The organism is Sphingobium sp. TomTYG73, assembly GCF_055394245.1.
Window position 1 is genome coordinate 68929 of the sequence record NZ_AP027340.1, and the last position, 17373, is coordinate 86301.

At 63.0% G+C, this 17373-nt stretch carries 20 protein-coding genes; 9 read left to right on the forward strand and 11 right to left on the reverse strand.

The genetic code is table 11. From position 1 onward, the window contains the following. Positions 1-83 precede the first annotated feature (83 nt). Positions 84-383, forward strand: coding sequence for an SDR family NAD(P)-dependent oxidoreductase (locus ACZ5TH_RS13270; protein WP_464795489.1), 300 nt, complete (start codon positions 84-86; stop codon positions 381-383). After that, a complete protein-coding gene (locus tag ACZ5TH_RS13275; protein WP_464795490.1) occupies positions 322-870 on the forward strand; it encodes an SDR family oxidoreductase in 549 nt (182 codons plus the stop codon). Before ACZ5TH_RS13270 ends, ACZ5TH_RS13275 begins: the two co-directional genes overlap by 62 nt. A gap of 655 nt (positions 871-1525) precedes the next feature. Here ACZ5TH_RS13275 and ACZ5TH_RS13280 read toward each other — a convergent pair. The 11 genes from ACZ5TH_RS13280 to ACZ5TH_RS13330 all read right to left on the reverse strand — a co-directional run bounded on the left by ACZ5TH_RS13280 (position 1526) and on the right by ACZ5TH_RS13330 (position 10526). Then, a complete protein-coding gene (locus ACZ5TH_RS13280; protein ID WP_449468775.1) occupies positions 1526-2032 on the reverse strand; it encodes a nuclear transport factor 2 family protein in 507 nt (168 codons plus the stop codon). Between the two features lie 72 nt (positions 2033-2104). After that, positions 2105-2596, reverse strand: coding sequence for an Lrp/AsnC family transcriptional regulator (locus ACZ5TH_RS13285; protein ID WP_464795491.1), 492 nt, complete (start codon positions 2594-2596; stop codon positions 2105-2107). After that, positions 2593-3075: an Lrp/AsnC family transcriptional regulator gene (locus ACZ5TH_RS13290; protein WP_196227017.1), complete on the reverse strand. Its 483-nt coding sequence runs from the start codon at positions 3073-3075 to the stop codon at positions 2593-2595. The genes ACZ5TH_RS13285 and ACZ5TH_RS13290 overlap by 4 nt, the downstream gene beginning before the upstream one ends. A gap of 108 nt (positions 3076-3183) precedes the next feature. Beyond that, entirely contained in the window at positions 3184-4137 is a 954-nt protein-coding gene (locus tag ACZ5TH_RS13295; protein ID WP_464795492.1) for an alpha/beta hydrolase, read from the reverse strand. A 40-nt stretch (positions 4138-4177) separates the two neighbouring features. Further along, complete coding sequence (locus ACZ5TH_RS13300) at positions 4178-4996, reverse strand: sugar phosphate isomerase/epimerase family protein (protein ID WP_464795493.1); 819 nt, start codon at positions 4994-4996, stop codon at positions 4178-4180. Positions 4997-5051: 55 nt separating this feature from the next. After that, the gene (gene dmpG / locus ACZ5TH_RS13305; protein ID WP_464772711.1) at positions 5052-6098 is read right to left on the reverse strand and encodes a 4-hydroxy-2-oxovalerate aldolase; all 1047 of its coding nucleotides are present in this window, start codon (positions 6096-6098) and stop codon (positions 5052-5054) included. Between the two features lie 26 nt (positions 6099-6124). Continuing rightward, the gene (locus ACZ5TH_RS13310; RefSeq protein WP_464795494.1) at positions 6125-7072 is read right to left on the reverse strand and encodes an acetaldehyde dehydrogenase (acetylating); all 948 of its coding nucleotides are present in this window, start codon (positions 7070-7072) and stop codon (positions 6125-6127) included. Positions 7073-7121: 49 nt separating this feature from the next. Then, complete coding sequence (locus tag ACZ5TH_RS13315) at positions 7122-7904, reverse strand: fumarylacetoacetate hydrolase family protein (protein ID WP_464772709.1); 783 nt, start codon at positions 7902-7904, stop codon at positions 7122-7124. Beyond that, entirely contained in the window at positions 7901-8416 is a 516-nt protein-coding gene (locus ACZ5TH_RS13320; protein ID WP_449468763.1) for a flavin reductase family protein, read from the reverse strand. The genes ACZ5TH_RS13315 and ACZ5TH_RS13320 overlap by 4 nt, the downstream gene beginning before the upstream one ends. Beyond that, the gene (locus tag ACZ5TH_RS13325; RefSeq protein ID WP_464795495.1) at positions 8409-9245 is read right to left on the reverse strand and encodes an alpha/beta fold hydrolase; all 837 of its coding nucleotides are present in this window, start codon (positions 9243-9245) and stop codon (positions 8409-8411) included. Before ACZ5TH_RS13325 ends, ACZ5TH_RS13320 begins: the two co-directional genes overlap by 8 nt. 60 nt (positions 9246-9305) lie before the next feature. Beyond that, positions 9306-10526, reverse strand: a complete 1221-nt coding sequence (locus ACZ5TH_RS13330; protein WP_464795496.1) for an acyl-CoA dehydrogenase family protein — start codon at positions 10524-10526, stop codon at positions 9306-9308. A gap of 287 nt (positions 10527-10813) precedes the next feature. Here ACZ5TH_RS13330 and ACZ5TH_RS13335 point away from each other — a divergent pair, with 287 nt between their 5' ends. Genes ACZ5TH_RS13335 through ACZ5TH_RS13365 form a run of 7 tightly spaced genes read left to right on the forward strand, consistent with a single transcriptional unit; the run spans position 10814 to position 17370 of the window. After that, positions 10814-11740: a VOC family protein gene (locus tag ACZ5TH_RS13335; RefSeq protein ID WP_464795497.1), complete on the forward strand. Its 927-nt coding sequence runs from the start codon at positions 10814-10816 to the stop codon at positions 11738-11740. Positions 11741-11749: 9 nt separating this feature from the next. Continuing rightward, positions 11750-12649 carry a CoA transferase subunit A gene (locus tag ACZ5TH_RS13340; RefSeq protein WP_449468756.1) on the forward strand — a complete coding sequence of 300 codons (900 nt, stop codon included), beginning with the start codon at positions 11750-11752 and terminating at the stop codon, positions 12647-12649. Between the two features lie 11 nt (positions 12650-12660). Beyond that, on the forward strand, positions 12661-13458 hold the full coding sequence (locus ACZ5TH_RS13345) for a CoA-transferase subunit beta (RefSeq protein WP_464795498.1): 798 nt from the start codon (positions 12661-12663) through the stop codon (positions 13456-13458). A 2-nt stretch (positions 13459-13460) separates the two neighbouring features. After that, the gene (locus ACZ5TH_RS13350; RefSeq protein ID WP_464795499.1) at positions 13461-14363 is read left to right on the forward strand and encodes an enoyl-CoA hydratase; all 903 of its coding nucleotides are present in this window, start codon (positions 13461-13463) and stop codon (positions 14361-14363) included. Beyond that, positions 14363-15451, forward strand: coding sequence for an NAD(P)H-dependent flavin oxidoreductase (locus ACZ5TH_RS13355; RefSeq protein WP_464795500.1), 1089 nt, complete (start codon positions 14363-14365; stop codon positions 15449-15451). Before ACZ5TH_RS13350 ends, ACZ5TH_RS13355 begins: the two co-directional genes overlap by 1 nt. Positions 15452-15466: 15 nt before the next feature. Next, positions 15467-16216 carry an enoyl-CoA hydratase family protein gene (locus ACZ5TH_RS13360; protein ID WP_464795501.1) on the forward strand — a complete coding sequence of 250 codons (750 nt, stop codon included), beginning with the start codon at positions 15467-15469 and terminating at the stop codon, positions 16214-16216. Then, on the forward strand, positions 16216-17370 hold the full coding sequence (locus ACZ5TH_RS13365) for an acyl-CoA dehydrogenase (protein WP_464795502.1): 1155 nt from the start codon (positions 16216-16218) through the stop codon (positions 17368-17370). The genes ACZ5TH_RS13360 and ACZ5TH_RS13365 overlap by 1 nt, the downstream gene beginning before the upstream one ends. Positions 17371-17373 lie beyond the last annotated feature (3 nt).

Genomic DNA, 17373 nt, shown 5'->3' on the forward strand with positions numbered 1-17373 from the left:
TAAACCGGCGCAAGAACAAGGGCAACCGGAATCGGGCCTTGGTCTCAAAAGGCACCAGAAATCCCGGAAAGGAGAGTGCTGCCATGCTGTTGAAGGACAAGGTGATCGTGATCAGCGGCGTCGGCCCCGGCATGGGTCAGGCGCTCGCCAAACTCGCCGCGCAGGAAGGCGCAAAGGTCGTCATGGGCGCCCGCAACATCGATTATCTCGAACAGGTGCGCGCCGAAATCGCGGATCAGGGCGGACAAGCCATAGCCGTCAAATGCGACGTCAGCGATGACGGGCAATGCCGCGATCTCGCTGAAAAGGCGGCCACCGCATTTGGCGCGCATCCACGGCCTCATCAACAGCGCTTATTATCACGGCGAATGGACTTTCGTTGACAATGCGGACGAAGCCCAATGGGCCAAAATCTATGACGTCAACTGCCTCGGCGCACTGCGCCTGACACGGGCTTGCGTGCCCCATCTGAAAGGCGGCGGCGCGGTGGTGAATGTTTCGACCATCGGCACGCTCCGGCCCGCTGGCGGCGCACATGGCATGGAAATGGGCTATGCCGTGTCGAAAGGCGGCCTCAACGTCCTCACCAAATATATGGCCGCCGATCTCGGCCGGTTCGGGATACGGGTGAACAGCTGCCGCATGGGCTGGATCTACGGCGCGCCCGTGCAAGCCTATATCGACTCCCTTGTGACGGAAGGAACCAGCGCGGAAGACGTCATCGCGGCCGTGACCAAGGACATTCCCCTCGGCATCATCCCGCCCCAGGATGACTGCGCCCGCGCGGTACTGATGATGCTTTCCGATTATGCGGCAGTAGTCACCGGCGCGGCGCTGGACGTCAACGGCGGCCATTGGATGGCGCCGTGATCAAGCTTGATAAGGCAGGGTACTCTATAGCAACAAGCGCTAAATCGAAGTCGATTTCTGCCGTTCGCCCTTAGCATGCCGAAGTCTGTTCCTTGGCGCCTGCTGCAAGCAGGCGGTCGAAGGGACTCTACATCTTCGGGCTCCACCCGCCAGAAAGGATGAGAAAAGGCTTCGACAGCCTCAGGGCGAAAGTGAACAAGAGGCAGTACCGATTTAAGGCACGATGCTACAAATCGGACGACGATCAACAGCACTCTAGGAGAGGCTTGGGAAACTGATGAAGCTTAAATCAGCACTGGTTGAACCGGAATGAGGTGGCCTTTGGCTCTATTTGTCTTATCCACAGCGGCTTGCGATAATCGCCCCGATCAGTGGGACGCATTCGTCTATCCTGACCGTGACGATCTCACGAAGCATGAGGAAATAGCGGGGTTCAAAACCTTCGAGCTTTGCCAACAGGCCGCAATTGGACGGTTAAGAAGTTTATCTGATCCCGATGCGGGCGATTATGAATGCGGGTACAAGTGCGAGCCGCGCGCCGATCTAGACGGAATCAATGTGTGCGAAGAAACCCGGAAATAAACCGGGTTTGCGAGGTCAGCTTCGCCCCAAGTATAACGGCAGGGACCGCAATCGCGCCCCTGCCCTCACGACATCAAGCCGCAGCGGGCATCTCACCCCAGGCCAGGTAACGCGGCGTACCATCTTCGCCAATCTCTTCGGTCAGGATAGACGTGACGCGGCTCACAGACTCCGCGATCCACCAGCGCCCGTCCTGCTTGCGATAGACATCCTGATATTCCACCGCGAGCCGGGTCACCGACCGCGTGGCGAGAATGATCGTCCGGAAATTGAGCGACCACAGCCCACGCGCTTCATCCGCGCTCACCAATTCAATATCCGCATTGGTCGCATGGTGAATGTCATAAACGCCGCCTGCCATCGCCATTTTCTGGAATATGGCGATAAACTCGTCGCGATCCGTGAATAGCGGGAAATTCTGGTAATCCAGCCTTATGCCCTGCGGCAGAAACGTCTCACGCAATTCGTCCACCAGCTTCAGGTCGCAGGCGCGCAGGTAACGCGCCTTCAACTGACGGATGGCGTTGACGTCCTCCAATGCCGTCACGCGGGCGGCAAGCTCTTCCAGATTGATCGACATGATACTCTCCTCAGGGGTTGAACCTCCCCCCGTTTTTCTGCGGTTGGACAGATCGACCGTCCCCGCCTGTTTTTAGTTTTCGGCCGCTTCTCGCGTAATCTTTGCGATGCCAGCCTCATATTTCAAATTATGAACGGACACGGACGTTTCCACCCGCTGGACGCCCGGCATGGGCCGAATGCGCTCCGTCACCAGGTCGTTCAATTGCTCGATATTGGTGAACAGCCCCATCGCCAACAGGCTGTAACGGCCCAGCAGAACGATAACGCAGGTGATTTCCGGAATTTCGGATAGACGGCGCGCCAACTCCGACACATGGGATGGATCGGCATCGATCCCCATCATGCAAAGATTGGGCGATCCCGCCATGCGGAAATCGGTGACGACGGTGAACTGGATCAGCCCTTCATTCTGCAACCGCTTGACGCGTGTGCGAATGGTGCCCTCCGTCACGCCCAGTTCGGCGGCGATGGCGCGGTTGGAAATGCGCGCGTCGCGGGCCAGCTTTTCGACGATCCCCTGGTCCAGCTTGTCCAGGCGCGCCCAATCGGCCTTCCCGGTCACAGCGGCACCACGTTGAATTCATATTTCACGATATCCACCGCCACCCCTGATGTGATGTGAACGACCCCGTCCACGCTGGCGATATGCTCGAACAACATCTCCTGCACCTCGCCAAAATCCCTCAACGCGACGAGCAATTCCACATCATGGTCGCCACTCATGACATTGACGCTCAGCACTTCGGGAAGATCGGCCAGATCGCGGCCAACCTCCTGAACATTGCGGCCCTGGACCTTCACGCCCAGGGCGATGATCACATTATAGCCATGGGCCGCAAAATCGGTGACGGCAACAACGCGCATCGCTTTCCCGTCGTCCATCTTTTGCAGCCGGGCTGAAACGGTGGCGGCGGTAACGGACAGCCGTTCTGCAATTTCCTGATTGGTTGCGCGGCCGTTGGTCCGGAGTATCTCTATGATATTCGTATCGAGAGTATCCAGCGATGGCGGCGTCGTTTTCCGCCCGCTTCTGATCTGCATTCTTGCCCCGCCTTCAAAAATGTAGCCGGTTTAATAGCGCGCACTTGCGGGCAGCACCAGTGTCAAAGCTGATGCCGCCGCAATTTGCGCGGCTATCTGCCGCTCATCCTACCGTGTTTCGGCGGGATGCAGCGCCTTGCGAAGGGCCGCGACCGCGTCGCGCTTCATCTGGCGGACTGGCGCGGCGTCGGGCGTCACGTCAAAACCGTGATAGGCCCCCGGATATACGTGCAGTTCTGCCGCAACGCCTGCTTCGATCAGCCGCCGAGCATAGTCCATGTCCTCCACCAGGAAGAGATCGAGCGCGCCCACGCAGATGAAAGCGGGCGGCAAACCAGCCAGGCTCTCCGCCCGCGCGGGGGCCGCGTAGGGCGATACGTCCGCCGATCCGGGCTCCTTACCCAGCAGGGATCGCCAGCCAAAGGCGTTGGCCTGCGGCGTCCACACGAATGCGCCCAGATGTTCGGGCTGGCGAGTGATGCAGGTGCGGTCGTCCAGCATCGGATAGATCAGGTTCTGGTGCGCGATCGCCGGGCCGCCCCGGTCGCGTGCCAGCAGCGCCAAAGCAGCGGCCAACCCGCCGCCCGCACTCTCGCCGCGAATGGCGATCCTCTTGGGATCGACGCCCAACTGCGCCGCGCCGTCATGCAGCCATTGCAGCGCCGCGTAACAATCCTCGACCGCGCCTGGCGCCACCGTCTCCGGCGCAAGACGATAGTCAACCGAAACGATGAGGGCGGAAGCGGAAAGCGCAAGCTCGATGTTGGAAAGGTGATTGGTACGCACCGACCCCATCACATAGCCGCCGCCATGAATATGCAGGATCGCGGGCAGAGTCCCTTGCGCATCGGCCGGACGATAAACCCTGACCAGCAGCTCATGCCCATCGGGCGCGATGATCCGCTCCTCCCGCCATTCAGCACCACTATCCTGCGGCTCGGGCGCCATCGCGGTCATCTGCTCCATGCCTTCGCGTATCGCAGGCAGGCTCTCTGCCGTGATGTCCAACGCCGGCATGAACTCCAACCCCGGCAACAGGGTGGGGTCGATCAGGTCACGCATCATACTCTCCTATTTTTCCTATTTTCCTATTTCTGTCTTCTCAGTGCGTTCTTTTCACCACTTCCTTCACGCAATCCACCGCCCACTTTGCCCGCATTTGCGGGGTGAAGTCTTTGTCGATGGCGTTTTGCTGGGGTATTTCGACGCTGAGGGGTGTGTTGGGATTGAGGGCGTTGACGAACTTGGGGATGTTGAACGTGCCTTGTCCGGGGAGTTGGCGCTGGATGCCGGCTTCGCGTTCGATCTGGTCGGGATCGATGGTTGTTGGGCCGTCGGCTATCTGGGCGATGGCGATGGCGGGGTGGGCAAGGAGGGGGAAGCTGGTTTCGGGTTCGGGTCCGCGCATGATGTGGAGAAGGTCGGCTGTGACCTTGATGTCGGATCGGCCGGAGCGGGCTATTTCCTCAAGGGCGGCCCTTAAGGTTTGGACCTGGGAGGGGGGATAAAATTCGATTGCGAGGGCGATGTCGAACGGGGCGGCGAGCTCGGCCAGTTCGACGAGCTTCTCGGTGCGGCGGATGGGATCGCGGTCGTAGCAGAGCACATTGGCGAGGGGCGCGCCGAGCGCGGCGCCGGCCTCGAGCGCAGGGATAAAGTCAGCGGGATTGGTGCGCCCCGCCATGGTGAAGGGGTAGACAAGGTCGACCGTGACCCCGGTGGCGGCGAGCGCGGCGCGGGTCTGGCGCAGCGCCTGGGGGTCGCGCACCAGGTCATAGGCGGGCATGGCGGGCAGCACCTCCATGGAATGGAGGAACGGGCAGATGCCTTCGCACCCCACCTCTGCGGCGATTTCGGCAAGCTGCCAGGGCGTGGTGTCGGTGACGGTGATATGGTCGAGCGACAGGCGCTTGTCGGCCATATCCTCTCCTCCTGTTATGTGTGAACCGGGCGCGGGGGCCGCGCCCGGCGGCGTGTCAGGCGGCGGCTTCGCGTTCCTTGACCATGTCGAGGGCGACGTCGACGATCATGTCTTCCTGCCCGCCGACCATCTTGCGACGGCCCAGTTCCACGAGGATGGTGCGGGTGTCGAGGCCGTAGGTTTCGGCGGCCTTTTCCGCATGACGCAGGAAGGAGGAATAAACCCCGGCATAGCCCAGCGCGAGGGTCTCGCGGTCGACCCGAACCGGCCGGTCCTGCAAGGGGCGAACCAGATCCTCGGCCGCGTCCATCAGCGCCATGACGTTGCAGCCATGGTTCCAGCCCTTGCGCTCGGCAGCGGCGATGAACACCTCGAGCGGCGCGTTGCCCGCGCCCGCACCCATACCGGTCAGCGAGGCGTCGATCCGCACCGCGCCGCACTGCGCCGCGACGATAGAGTTGGCGACGCCGAGCGAGAGATTATGGTGGGCGTGGATGCCGCGCTGGGTTTCGGGCTTCAAGACCCGGTCATAGGCTTCGAACCGGGCCTTGACCCCGTCCATGTCGAGCGCGCCGCCGCTGTCGGTCACATAGACGCACTGCGCGCCATAGCTTTCCATGAGGGCCGCCTGGCTCGCCAGCTTCTCCGGCTCGATCATGTGGCTCATCATCAGGAACCCCGAGACGTCCATGCCAAGATCGCGGGCGATGCCGATATGCTGTTTCGAGACGTCGGCCTCGGTGCAATGGGTCGCGACCCGCACCGAGCGCACGCCGATGTCATAGGCGCGGCGCAGTTCCTCGACCGTGCCGACGCCCGGCAGGATCAGCGTGGTGAGCACGGATTTGGTCAGCACCGAGGCGACCGCCTCGAGCCATTCCCAATCGGTATGCGCGCCGAAACCATAGTTGAAGCTCGCGCCATTGAGGCCGTCGCCATGGGCAACCTCGATCGCGTCGACCCCTGCGTCATCCAGCGCCTTGGCGATCGATTTCACATGGTCGATGCCGTACATGTGGCGGATGGCGTGCATGCCATCGCGTAGCGTCACGTCCTGGATATAGAGCTTGTCGCCCGCCTCGACGTTGAATGTGCTGGTCATGTCTTGATACTCCGTGGGCGCGCGCTTCAAGCGGCGACCGTCTTGCCCTGGGCGATGCGCTGCGCGAGCAGCTCGCCGGTCGCCTTGGCGGCGGCGGTCATGATGTCGAGATTGCCCGAATAGCTCGGCAGATAATCGCCCGCGCCTTCGACCTCGAGCAGGATCATGGTCTTGACCCCGGTGAACTCGCCGCGACCGGGGATGGTGAGCTTGTTGTTGTCGCCAAAGCGCTCGAACTGCACGTCCTGCTTGAGGCGATAGCCCGGCACATAGGCCTGCACCTTCTTGACCATCGCCTCGACCGAGGCGCGGATCGTCTCTTCATCCGCGCCTTCCGACAAAGTGAACACCGTGTCGCGCATGATCATCGGCGGTTCGGCGGGATTGAGGATGATGATCGCCTTGCCCTGCGCCGCGCCGCCGACCTTTTCGATGGCGCCTGCGGTGGTGCGGGTGAACTCGTCGATATTGGCGCGGGTGCCAGGCCCCGCCGAGCGCGAGGAGACCGACGCGACGATCTCGGCATAATGGACGGTCGCGACCTGGCTCACCGCAGCGACCATCGGGATCGTCGCCTGGCCGCCGCAGGTCACCATGTTGACGTTGCCAGCATCGAGATTGGCTTCGCCGTTGACCGTGGGGATGGTGTAGGGGCCGATCGCGGCGGGGGTGAGGTCGACCACCTGCTTGCCGTCCTTGCGCAGCGCTTCGTCATGGACCTTGTGGGCATAGGCACTGGTCGCGTCGAACACGATGCCGATCTCAGGGTAGACGTCCATCTTCATGAGGCCTTCCAGCCCCTCATGGGTGGTGGCGACGCCGCGCTCGCGCGCCATGGCGAGGCCCTCGGACGCCTCGTCGATGCCGACCACGGCCACCAGTTCCATATTCTGCGGATATTTGATCATCTTGATCATGAGGTCGGTGCCGATATTGCCCGACCCGATGATCGCCGCCTTGACCTTGCCCGTCATTACTTACTCCTCACGGCATCGCCCGCAAGCGATGCGCCACTTTTCATATTCAGATAAAGCGCGCGGTGCAGCTGCCAACCCCGTGGAGCTGCATCTCGAATATATCGCCTGGCCGCGCCGGTTCGAGCGGCACCAGGCTGCCCGACAATATCACATCCCCGGCGTCGAGCGTTACCCCATAGGCGCCCAGCGTATTGGCGAGCCAGGCGACCGCCTGCGCTGGCGATCCCTGCACCGCATGGCCATAGCCTTCCGAGAGCGGCTGCCCATTCTTGGTGACGGTGACATGGAGATTGGGGAGGTCATGGTCGCGCGGGTTTGCGCGCGCCTCGCCCAGCACATAGACGCCGCAGGAGGCATTGTCGGCGACGGTATCGACGATGCCGATCTTCCAGTCCTGGATGCGGCTGTCGACGATCTCGAAACAGGGAACGATGCTCTCCGTCGCAGCGATCACATCTTCCGCCGTGACGCCCGGCCCCTTGAGGCTGTCTTTCAGGATGAAGCCGATCTCCGCCTCGGCGCGCGGCGCGATGAGGCCGTTTGCCGCGACATCGATATCGCCCTCGATATACATGCGGTCGGTCAGGAAACCGAAATCGGGCTGGTGCACGCCCAGCATGTCCTGCACGGCCTTGGAGGTGACGCCGATCTTCTTGCCGATGACGCGCTCGCCATCACCCTTGCGGCGTTCGAGCGCGCCAAGCGAGATCGCATAGGCGTCATCGATGCCAAGCTGCGGGTAACGTGCCATCAGCGGCGGCACGGTGCGCCCCTCGCGCAGCGCCTGGTAGAGCTCGTCCGCCAATGTTTCGTTCAGGCTATCGCTCACAGATAGGCTCCGTCCTGGAAGATGAGGGGATCGACCGCGTCGGACAGGCGCACCGCCTTGACCCGGGCGATGACGATGCTGTGGGTGCCAAAGGGGGTCATGCTCTCGATCGTGCAGGAGAGGTTGGCCTGCGCTTCATCGAGGATGGGAAGGCCATGGGCATCGGGGGTCCAGCTGCCAACGCCAAAGCGCGCCTCGCGCGCCACCGCGCCGCCGAATGCTGCCGACACTTCGCGCTGGTGGCGCGAGAGGAGGTTGATGCTGACCGGACAGCCGGGCGAGAGATGGGCGTGGATGCCCGCTGTCTGGTTGACGCAGACGAGGACCGCTGGCGGGTCCATGGTGAGTGAGGTGATCGAGGTCGCGGCCATGCCGACCGGCGTCTTGCCCTCGCCCAGCGCGGTGACGATCGCCACGCCCGAGGGCAGGCGGCGCATCGCGCCCTTAAGGCCAGCGGTGACATCGACGGGCTCTGGAACAGGCACGGATTGCGCAGGAGCAGCGTCAGCCATTCTTCAGGAAGTCCAGCGAGTAGCGGTTGAACTCTGCCGCCCGCTCGACCTGCACCCAATGGCCGGTCTGCGAGAAGGTGAGGCAGCGCACGTCGGGGCAGGCGTCGAGGAACAGGCGGGCGTGGCTTTCGGGACAGAATTCGTCATTGAGGCCCCAGAGGACGAAGATGGGCTGCTTGACCTCGCCCAGGCGCGGCCCAAGGTCGGGGGTCTTGACGCGGGCGAGCACATCCTTGGGCTGGGTGCGCGCGACGGCAAAACGTTCCTCGACCAGCGCGTCGGTGATCAGGTGCGCCGAGGATGGGTGCATGAGGTTGCCGATCAGGCGGCGCTGTTCCTCGATGTTGAATTCAGGGCTGCCAAAGCCCGAGCGCATCTTGGCGATGCCGGACATGGTGAAATAGCTCATCTGTTCCGCCACGCAGCCCGGCGCCATCAGGACGAGCTTGCCGATGGTGAATTCAGGGTGGTCGAGCGCGATCTGGAGGGCGATGCCGCCGCCGAGCGAATTGCCGATGAGGTGGCCGCCGGTGATGCCATGTTGCTTGAGCGCATCGAGCAAAGTTTGCGTGAACAGCTCGAGCGGATAATCGGTCTCGGGCTTGGAGGAGGCGCCATAGCCGATGAGGTCGGGCAGGATGACGCGGTAACCGGCATCGGCAAAATCTTGCGCATTGTTGCGGAAGTTGGACGCGCCCGATGCGCCGGGACCGCTGCCATGGATGAAGATGACGGTGGGGGCGTTTGCCTGCGCCCCTGCGATTTCCGCGATCGAAATCTCATATCCGCCCGCAACGCTATAGGTCTTGCGGATCAATTCACTGCCCATGGATATCCTCTTTTGTCCTGGCCCGATGCTGTCCAGATGTCAGATGGTCAGATGCTCGCTTCAGATGAAGGTGAAGGCGGGCGGTTCGCCATTGATCGTGCCGATGACATCGCTGGTGCGGTTGGCCGGGTCATTGGCGACATGAGCGCGCGCGGCGTGGAGGTCGAGCCAGGGCTGGAGGATCGGGCTCGACATATAGACCGCCCGGCCGCCCAGCAGCTTGACCATGCCGTCGGCCAGTTCGGCCATGCGGCGCACGACGCTGGCGGACTGGTAGGCAAAGAGCGCGCGCTTTTCCATCGGCACGGGCTCATTGCGGCCCGCATAGTCCATGAGGTCATTGAAGGTCGTGCGGTGGGTGAGTTCCATCTCGTTGGTCTCGGCGATCGCGCGGGCGATGGCGGCGTGGAGATTGGGGTCGGCCTTGGACGCCTTGCCGGTGTTGGTCGAGACGCGGTTGCCCATGATCTCCATCGCAGCGCCAGTGGCGGCGCGGATGCCGCCGAAGGCGGCGCTGGAGACCGAGCGGATGAAGAGCTGCGCCCAGGGGATGCGGTAGAGCGGGGCGGTGTTGGTTTCCTGGCCCGGATTGGTCCCGGCAAAGCCGTCGCTGGCCTTGTGGGTGCGGTGTTCGGGCACGAACACGCGCTCGACGACGATGTCGAAGCTGCCGGTACCCTGAAGGCCGAACGTGTCCCAGGTGCCTTCGATCACCTGATAGTCGGAGCGCGGCAGCAGGAAGGTGCGCATGTCGGGCGGGCCGCCATCGGTGTCGAAATTGATCGCGCCAAGCAGCACCCAACCGCAATGGGAGGAGCCTGAGGAGAAGCCCCAGCGGCCCGACAGGTAGAAGCCCCCTTCGACCTTTTCCACCTTGCCGACCGGCTGATAGGTGGAGGAGACGAGCATGTCGGGATCATCGCCCCACACTTCCTTCTGCGCCTCGTCATGGAAGAGGGCGAGTTCATAGGGGTGGCAGCCCAGCACGCCGTAGATCCAGCCTGTCGACATGCAGCCTTCGGCAAGCGCCTTCTGGATTTCGAAGAAGACATTGGGGTGCATCTCATAGCCGCCGTAACGCTTGGGCTGGAGCACGCGGAAGAAGCCGGCCGCCTTCATCTCGGCGACGGTTTCGGGGGGCACGTCATGGGCGATGGTGCAGGCGCGCGCGCGCTGGCGCAGCGTCGGGATCATGGCCCTGGCTTTGGCGATCAGACTTTCGGGCGAAGGTATCCCGGCATTCGCCTCGTCAATGGGTCGGCTTGCTACTGCCCCGGTCATGATCTTCTCCATTGTAGGCGACTCTACTTCAGATTTGCTATATGCGTAGATTATGTAAACTGCTATTACGCAAACTGTCAAGGCAAACAGGGCTTGCGCATTTGGGCCGTTGCTTATAGGCGGATTGGGAACGAATTGCCATAAGCTCGTGAGCGCGCTTAACTGCCCCTCCTTGCCAAGCGCGAAACAGGCGGCAGCGCTTGCCATATGCGTATGGGGAAGGTCATTTTGCAACGCTCTGCGGCAGAGCATGGCTGGCAGACAGGAAAGAAGGCGAGGCGCTTGAAATGGCAGTGATATCGCTAGGCTATGTGGTGATCGAGGCGCGGGAGCTCGGGCCGTGGCAGGATTTTGCCTGCAATATCGCAGGGCTGATGGCGGCCCCTTCGCCGGACGAAGACGTCGCGCTGTTTCGCATGGACGACCGGCCCTGGCGCCTGCGGGTGCAGAAAGGCGCGGCCGACCGCTTCGTGGCGCCGGGCTGGGAATGCGCGAATCGTGACGCCTTCGAATCGGTGCTGGCCCGCCTCGAGGCGGCGGGCCGTCCGGTGGAACGGGCGGGGGTCATGGAAGCGCGTGGCCGTCAGGTCTATGAACTGGCCCGCTCGTCCGACCCGGCGGGTAACCCGATGGAGCTCTTCTACGGCCGCTTCGTCGACTACGCCCCCTTCGTCTCGCCCGCGGGCGTCAGCCGCTTCGTGACCGGCAGCCCCCATGGCGCGGACGGCGACATGGGGATGGGCCATGTCGTGCTCACTGCCCCCAATTTCGACGAGACCCACGCCTTCTACAAAGAGGTCATGGGCTTTGGCGACACCGACCTTGGCCGCTTCTACCTGATGGGTGGGGGCGCGGATGATCCGGGCGTGGGCTTTGCCTTCATGCACTGCAATGGCCGCCATCACAGCCTGGCGCTTGGCCAGCTGCCCGAAAGCCCCAATGGCGCTGTCCACATGATGCTCGAGGTCGGCTCCCTCGAGGATGTCGGCCGCGCCTATGACCGGGTTTTGAAGAGCAAGGGCAAGGTGCCGCTCTCGGCAACGCTGGGCCGTCATGTCAACGACAAGATGACCAGCTTCTACATGCAGACGCCCGGCGGCTTCGACATCGAATATGGCTGGAACGGCCTGGTAATCGACCCGGCGACCTGGGTCCCCACCACCAGCCTTTCTGTAAGCGACTGGGGCCATAAATGGGCTCATGAGCAGGACTGACGCAAAAGGATGACTGACATTATGCTCGACAAGCGCATGAGCGTCGACGACATCGTCGACCAGATTTCCGACGGGATGACCATCGGCATCGGCGGGTGGGCCACGCGCCGCAAGCCCATGGCGCTGATCCGCGCCATCGCCCGCTCGAACCTGAAAGACCTGACCGTCATGGCGGGCTATGGCGGCATGGACATCGGCCTGCTCGCCGCCACCGGCAAGATCAGGAAGCTGGTCTTCGCCTTTGCCAGCCTCGACCATTATCCGCTCGAACCCCATTTCCGCAACGCCCGCCAGGCGGGCGCCTTCGAGGTGCTCGAGCTTGACGAGGGCATGTATCATTGGGGTCTGCGCGCAGGCGCGATGAAGCTGCCCTTCCTGCCGACGCGCGTGGGCATCGGCACCGACATCATCACGCAGGACGGCTTTGACTTCAAATTCGTGAAGAGCCCCTATGCCGATGGCGAGGAATTCGTCGCCATGCCAGCGCTGGTGCCCGACATCGCGCTCATCCATGCCCATCGTTCCGACGAGCGCGGCAATATCCTCACCCTCTCGGTCGATCCGATCTTCGATGAACTGCTCGTGCGCGCAGCCAAGAAAAGCTACGCGACGGTCGAGAAGATCGTGCCGACGGCTGAGCTCGATATGAAGAAGAACAGCCGCTACAACCTCGTCGAGCGCGCGATGATCACCGGCGTTGCCGAGGCACCCTTGGGCGCGCATCCCTCGAGCGCTGACCCCGACTATCAGCTCGATCTCAAGCACATCAAGACCTATGTCGAAAGCGCCGCCTCGCCCGAAGCCTGGGCCGAGTATAAGGCGAAATATATCGACGTGTCGGAAGCCGATTATCAGGCAGCGATCGGCGGCGCGGACGCCGTCAAGCAGCTCCCCGTCCCCATTTACTAAGCGAGAGACCCATGACCCAGAACAGCTATTCGCTCGCTGAACTCGTCATCGCCGCCTGCGCCGAAGTTTGGCGCGAGAATGGCGAGGTGATGGCGACCGGCATCGGCCCCCTCCCCCGCATCGGCGCTGGCCTTGCCAAACTGAGCTTCGCGCCCGCGATCCAGACCACCGATGGCGAGGCCTGGTACACCAGCGAGCCGGTCGGCCCGGGCAAGCGTACCGCCGAGCCAGAATTTGAAGGCATCGCCAATTATGACCGCGTCTTCTCGGCGCTGTGGAGCGGCCGCCGCCATGCGCTGGTCGGGCCGGTGCAGATCGACCGCTATGGCCAGGCGAACATCTCCGTTATTGGCGATCACAAGAAGCCCAAAGCAGCGATGCTGGGCGCGCGCGGATTTCCGGGCAATTCGATCAGCCACCCCAACAGCTTCTTCTTTGCAAACCACAACAAGCGGGCGTTTGTTGAGGGCGAGGTCGATTTCGTGTGCATGGCGGGCTACAACCCGGCGCGCTACCGCAATGGCGCTGCGCCCCAGGGCCTGGACTTGCGCCGCATCATCACCAACCTTTGCGTGATGGATTTCGGCGGGCCGGATCACCAGATCCGCGTGATCTCGCTGCATCCGGGTGTGACGTTCGAGGAAGTGCAGGACAATACCGGCTTCCCGCTGGCAAAAATCGATGGCGAAATCCCCACCACGCCCGCGCCAACGGCCGAGCAGCTGGAGCTGATCGCGAAGATCGACCCCAATAATGTCCGGGCGACCGTGTTCAAGGACAATCCGGCCGGAGACAGAAGGGCAGCCTGACGATGAACGAGACCGACCGCCTGGTCGAACCGCAGCAGGTCGACATTGTTTACGAAACGGATGAGCCGGTCACCTATGAGGTGATCGACCATGTCGCGTGGATCATGATGAACCGTCCGGGCTTCAACAACGCCCAGAACGGCCAGATGACCTATGCCCTTGATGACGCGTTCGTACGCGCCGTGAACGATGACGATGTGCGCGCGATCGTGCTGGGCGGCAACGGCAAGCATTTCTCCGCTGGCCATGACATCGGCACGCCGGGCCGCGACGTGCACCAGCATTTCGAGAACCGGTTGCTGGTGCCCGGCCATGTCAACAAGCCCGCGGCCGAACTGCTCTACACCCGCGAGAAGGAGCAATATGTCGGCATGTGCCGGCGCTGGCGCGATGCGCCCAAGCCCACCATCGCCATGGTGCAGGGGGCCTGCGTCGCGGGCGGCCTCATGCTCGCCTGGGTGTGCGACCTCATCGTCGCGACCGACGACGCCTTCTTCCAGGACCCGGTCAACCGCATGGGCATCCCGGGCGTCGAATATTTCGCCCATGCCTATGAGCTCCCCCCGCGCGTCGCCAAGGAATTCCTGCTACTGGGCGAGCGGATGAGCGCGCAGCGGGCCGAAAGCTTCGGCATGGTCAACAAGATCGTCTCCCGCGAGGCGCTGCGCGAGACGGTGGCAGGCATGGCGGCCAAGCTCGTCGCCCAGCCCCGCCTTGGCAACTGGCTGACCAAGCAGGCGGTCAACCATGTCGAGGAGCTGATGGGCAAGCGCAACGCGATGGACGCGCAATATCATATGCACCATTTCGCCCATGCCCAGAACGACCTCGTCCAGGGCAGTTCGATCGCGGGCCTCGATGCCAAGAAGATGGCCGAGGCCAATAAGAAACAGGCGAGCGAATGATGGGCGATCCGCTGCACACGATCCTGACGGAGCGGCTTGGCTGCCGCTGGCCGATCATCCAGACCGCGATGGGCTGGGTGGCGGAACCCAGCCTCGTCATCGGGTCGAGCAATGCGGGCGCCTTCGGCTTCCTCGGCGCGGCGGTGATGACGCCGGACGAAGCGCGCGAGAAGCTGCTCGCCGTCCGCAAGGGCACCGACCGGCCCTTCGGCGTCAACTTCCACAGCTTTCAGCCCGGCGCTGACGCAATCGTCGAGCTGATCCTCGCCAACAAGGATCAGGTGCGCGCGGTGAGCTTTGGCCGTGGCCCCAATGCCAAGATGATCGGCCGGTTCAAGGATGCGGGCATATTGTGCATCCCCACCGTCGGCGCGGTCAAGCATGCGCAGAAGATGGTCGAGCTCGGCGTTGACATGGTCAATGTCCAGGGCGGCGAAGGCGGCGGGCATACAGGCTCTGTCCCCACCACCGTGCTGCTCCCCCAGGTGCTTGACGCCGTCAAGGTGCCGGTGATCGCGAGCGGCGGCTTTGCCGACGGGCGTGGCCTTGCCGCAGCGCTCGCCTATGGCGCGGTCGGCATCGCCATGGGCACGCGTTTCCTCCTCACCAAGGAAAGCCCGGTCCCCGACAGCGCCAAGGCGGAATATCTCAAGGCCTCGACCGACCGCATCGTCGTCACGACCAAGCTCGACGGCATCCCGCAGCGGATGGTGCGCACCCGCCTGATGGACAAGATCGAGAAATCCGGAAAGCTCGCCATGTGGCTGCGCGCGCTCGAAGCGAGCGCGGCGATGAAGAAGCTGAGCGGGGCCAGCTGGCTCGACATGATCAAGTCGGCCAAGGGCATGACCGGCCATGGCCAGGTGCCCCTGAAGCAGGCGATGATGGCCGCGACCATGCCGATGCTGATCCAGAAGGCGGTGGTCGAGGGCGACATCGAACATGGCGTGATGGCGACCGGCGTGGTCGGCGGACGCATCGTTGAAATACCCAGCTGCCAGGAACTGGTCGATCGCATCGTCGCCGAGGCGCATGAGCGCCTGGCCGCGCTCGCCGCGATGGGCCGCGAGACCGCCAGCGCCGCCTGAAGAAGAGGGAAGACAATGCCGATTACGCTGACCGTCAAGGGCGCCATCGCCGAAATCCTGTTCGACCATCCGCCGGTCAACGCCTTCGACACCAAGGGTTGGGAATCGATCCCGGCCATGGTTTACGAAGCCGCGGCGAATGAAGATGTGAAGTGCATCCTGATCCGCGCCGAAGGCCGCGGTTTCTGCGGCGGCGTCGACATCAAGGAGATGCAGGCCCATCCCGAGCGCATCGCCAAATTGAACAAGGATAATTACCTGACCTTCAAGGCGATCCGCGAATGCGCGATCCCCGTGGTCGGCGCGCTCCACGGCTTCGTCATCGGCGGCGGCGTCAATATCGCGGGCGCCTGCGACGCGCTGATCGCGGCGGAAGGGGCCTATTTCTCGCTGCCCGAGATCGATCGCGGCGCGATGGGGGGAGCCGCCTTCATGAGCCGCATGCTGCCGGTCCAGATGGTGCGCGCCAATTTCTTCACCGGCGGGCGCATTCCGGTCGAGGACGCCTATCGCCACGGATCGGTGCACAAGGTCGTGCCGCTCGAAAATCTCAAGGACGAGGCCTATGCCTTTTGCGAGATCATCGCGTCCAAGAGCCGCGCCGCGCTGGTCATCGCCAAGCAGGCGCTGAACCTCATCGAGCCCACCGACCCCTCGGCCCATTACCGGATCGAGCAGGGCTTCACGCTCGAAATGTACATGCATGAAGACAGCCAGAAGGCGCGCGACGCCTTTGTCGATAACAAGGGCGCGGCGAAATTCTGATGGACCTGACCTATACCCCCGAACAGCAGGCGTTCCGCGCCGAAGTGCGCAGCTGGCTGGAAGCCCATGTGCCGCAGGGATCGCTGGAGCATTTCGACGCAACGCGCGAAGGTTTCGAAGCGCATCGCCAATGGGAAAATACGCTGAAATCGGGCGACTGGGGCATGGTGACATGGCCCAAGGAATATGGCGGGCGCGGCCTTGACCTCATCCAGTGGCTGATTTTCGAGGAAGAATATTATCGCGCCGGGGCGCCGGGCCGCGTCAACCAGAATGGCATTTTCCTGTTGGGTCCGACGCTGATCGAATTCGGCACTCATGAGCAGAAGCAGCGTTTCCTGCCCAAGATGGCGTCGGGCGAGGAAATCTGGGCGCAGGCCTGGTCCGAACCGATGGCCGGGTCCGATCTGGCAGGCGTGCGGGCGACCGCCGTGCGTGAGGGCGACGAATATATCCTGAACGGCCACAAGATCTGGTCTTCCCGCGCGGTGTTCGCCGACTGGGCATTCGGCCTGTTCCGCGAGCCGGGCAGCGAGCGGCACAAGGGCATGAGCCTGGTCTTCTTCCCGCTGAATGCGCCGGGCGTGACGGTCAATGCGATCAAGAAGATCAACGGCCATGTCGGTTTCGCCGAGATTTTCCTCGAAAATGTCCGCGTCCCCGCCTTCAATCGCCTCGGCGACGAAGGCCAGGGCTGGCATATCTGCATGGCGACCGCAGGCTTTGAACGCGGCCTCATGCTGCGCTCCCCTGCCCGCTATCAGGTAGCAGCGAAGAAGCTTGCCGAGCTGTGGACCGCCAACAAAGAAACGGCCGACCCCGCGCTCGAAGCCGATGTCGTACGCGCGCACATGAATGCCGACGCCTATGCGCTCAACATCTACCAGACCGCCTCGCGGCTGATGGCGGGCGCCAAGATCGGCCCGGAGGCGTCGACCAACAAGATCTTCTGGTCCGAACTCGACATTCACCTCACGCAAACCGCGCTCAATATCCTGGGACCGCAGGCCGAACTCACGCACGAAGCGCCGGACGCGAACCCCGTCGACTGGATCGACGACTATATCTTCGCGCTCGCAGGCCCGATCTATGCCGGGTCGAACGAGATCCAGCGCAACATCATCGCCGAGCGCATGCTCGGCCTGCCGCGCTAAGGG

What these genes read in the sequence shown, in the direction of transcription:
- ACZ5TH_RS13290 (WP_196227017.1), bottom strand. Translation starts at nt 3,075, where the DNA reads ATGCAGATCAGAAGCGGGCGGAAAACGACGCCGCCATCGCTGGATACT.
- ACZ5TH_RS13335 (WP_464795497.1), top strand. Translation starts at nt 10,814, where the DNA reads ATGGCAGTGATATCGCTAGGCTATGTGGTGATCGAGGCGCGGGAGCTC.
- ACZ5TH_RS13300 (WP_464795493.1), bottom strand. Translation starts at nt 4,996, where the DNA reads ATGGCCGACAAGCGCCTGTCGCTCGACCATATCACCGTCACCGACACC.
- ACZ5TH_RS13295 (WP_464795492.1), bottom strand. Translation starts at nt 4,137, where the DNA reads ATGCGTGACCTGATCGACCCCACCCTGTTGCCGGGGTTGGAGTTCATG.
- ACZ5TH_RS13350 (WP_464795499.1), top strand. Translation starts at nt 13,461, where the DNA reads ATGAACGAGACCGACCGCCTGGTCGAACCGCAGCAGGTCGACATTGTT.
- ACZ5TH_RS13325 (WP_464795495.1), bottom strand. Translation starts at nt 9,245, where the DNA reads ATGGGCAGTGAATTGATCCGCAAGACCTATAGCGTTGCGGGCGGATAT.
- ACZ5TH_RS13360 (WP_464795501.1), top strand. Translation starts at nt 15,467, where the DNA reads ATGCCGATTACGCTGACCGTCAAGGGCGCCATCGCCGAAATCCTGTTC.
- ACZ5TH_RS13355 (WP_464795500.1), top strand. Translation starts at nt 14,363, where the DNA reads ATGGGCGATCCGCTGCACACGATCCTGACGGAGCGGCTTGGCTGCCGC.
- dmpG (WP_464772711.1), bottom strand. Translation starts at nt 6,098, where the DNA reads ATGACCAGCACATTCAACGTCGAGGCGGGCGACAAGCTCTATATCCAG.
- ACZ5TH_RS13345 (WP_464795498.1), top strand. Translation starts at nt 12,661, where the DNA reads ATGACCCAGAACAGCTATTCGCTCGCTGAACTCGTCATCGCCGCCTGC.
- ACZ5TH_RS13320 (WP_449468763.1), bottom strand. Translation starts at nt 8,416, where the DNA reads ATGGCTGACGCTGCTCCTGCGCAATCCGTGCCTGTTCCAGAGCCCGTC.
- ACZ5TH_RS13330 (WP_464795496.1), bottom strand. Translation starts at nt 10,526, where the DNA reads ATGACCGGGGCAGTAGCAAGCCGACCCATTGACGAGGCGAATGCCGGG.
- ACZ5TH_RS13280 (WP_449468775.1), bottom strand. Translation starts at nt 2,032, where the DNA reads ATGTCGATCAATCTGGAAGAGCTTGCCGCCCGCGTGACGGCATTGGAG.
- ACZ5TH_RS13270 (WP_464795489.1), top strand. Translation starts at nt 84, where the DNA reads ATGCTGTTGAAGGACAAGGTGATCGTGATCAGCGGCGTCGGCCCCGGC.
- ACZ5TH_RS13340 (WP_449468756.1), top strand. Translation starts at nt 11,750, where the DNA reads ATGACTGACATTATGCTCGACAAGCGCATGAGCGTCGACGACATCGTC.
- ACZ5TH_RS13310 (WP_464795494.1), bottom strand. Translation starts at nt 7,072, where the DNA reads ATGACGGGCAAGGTCAAGGCGGCGATCATCGGGTCGGGCAATATCGGC.
- ACZ5TH_RS13365 (WP_464795502.1), top strand. Translation starts at nt 16,216, where the DNA reads ATGGACCTGACCTATACCCCCGAACAGCAGGCGTTCCGCGCCGAAGTG.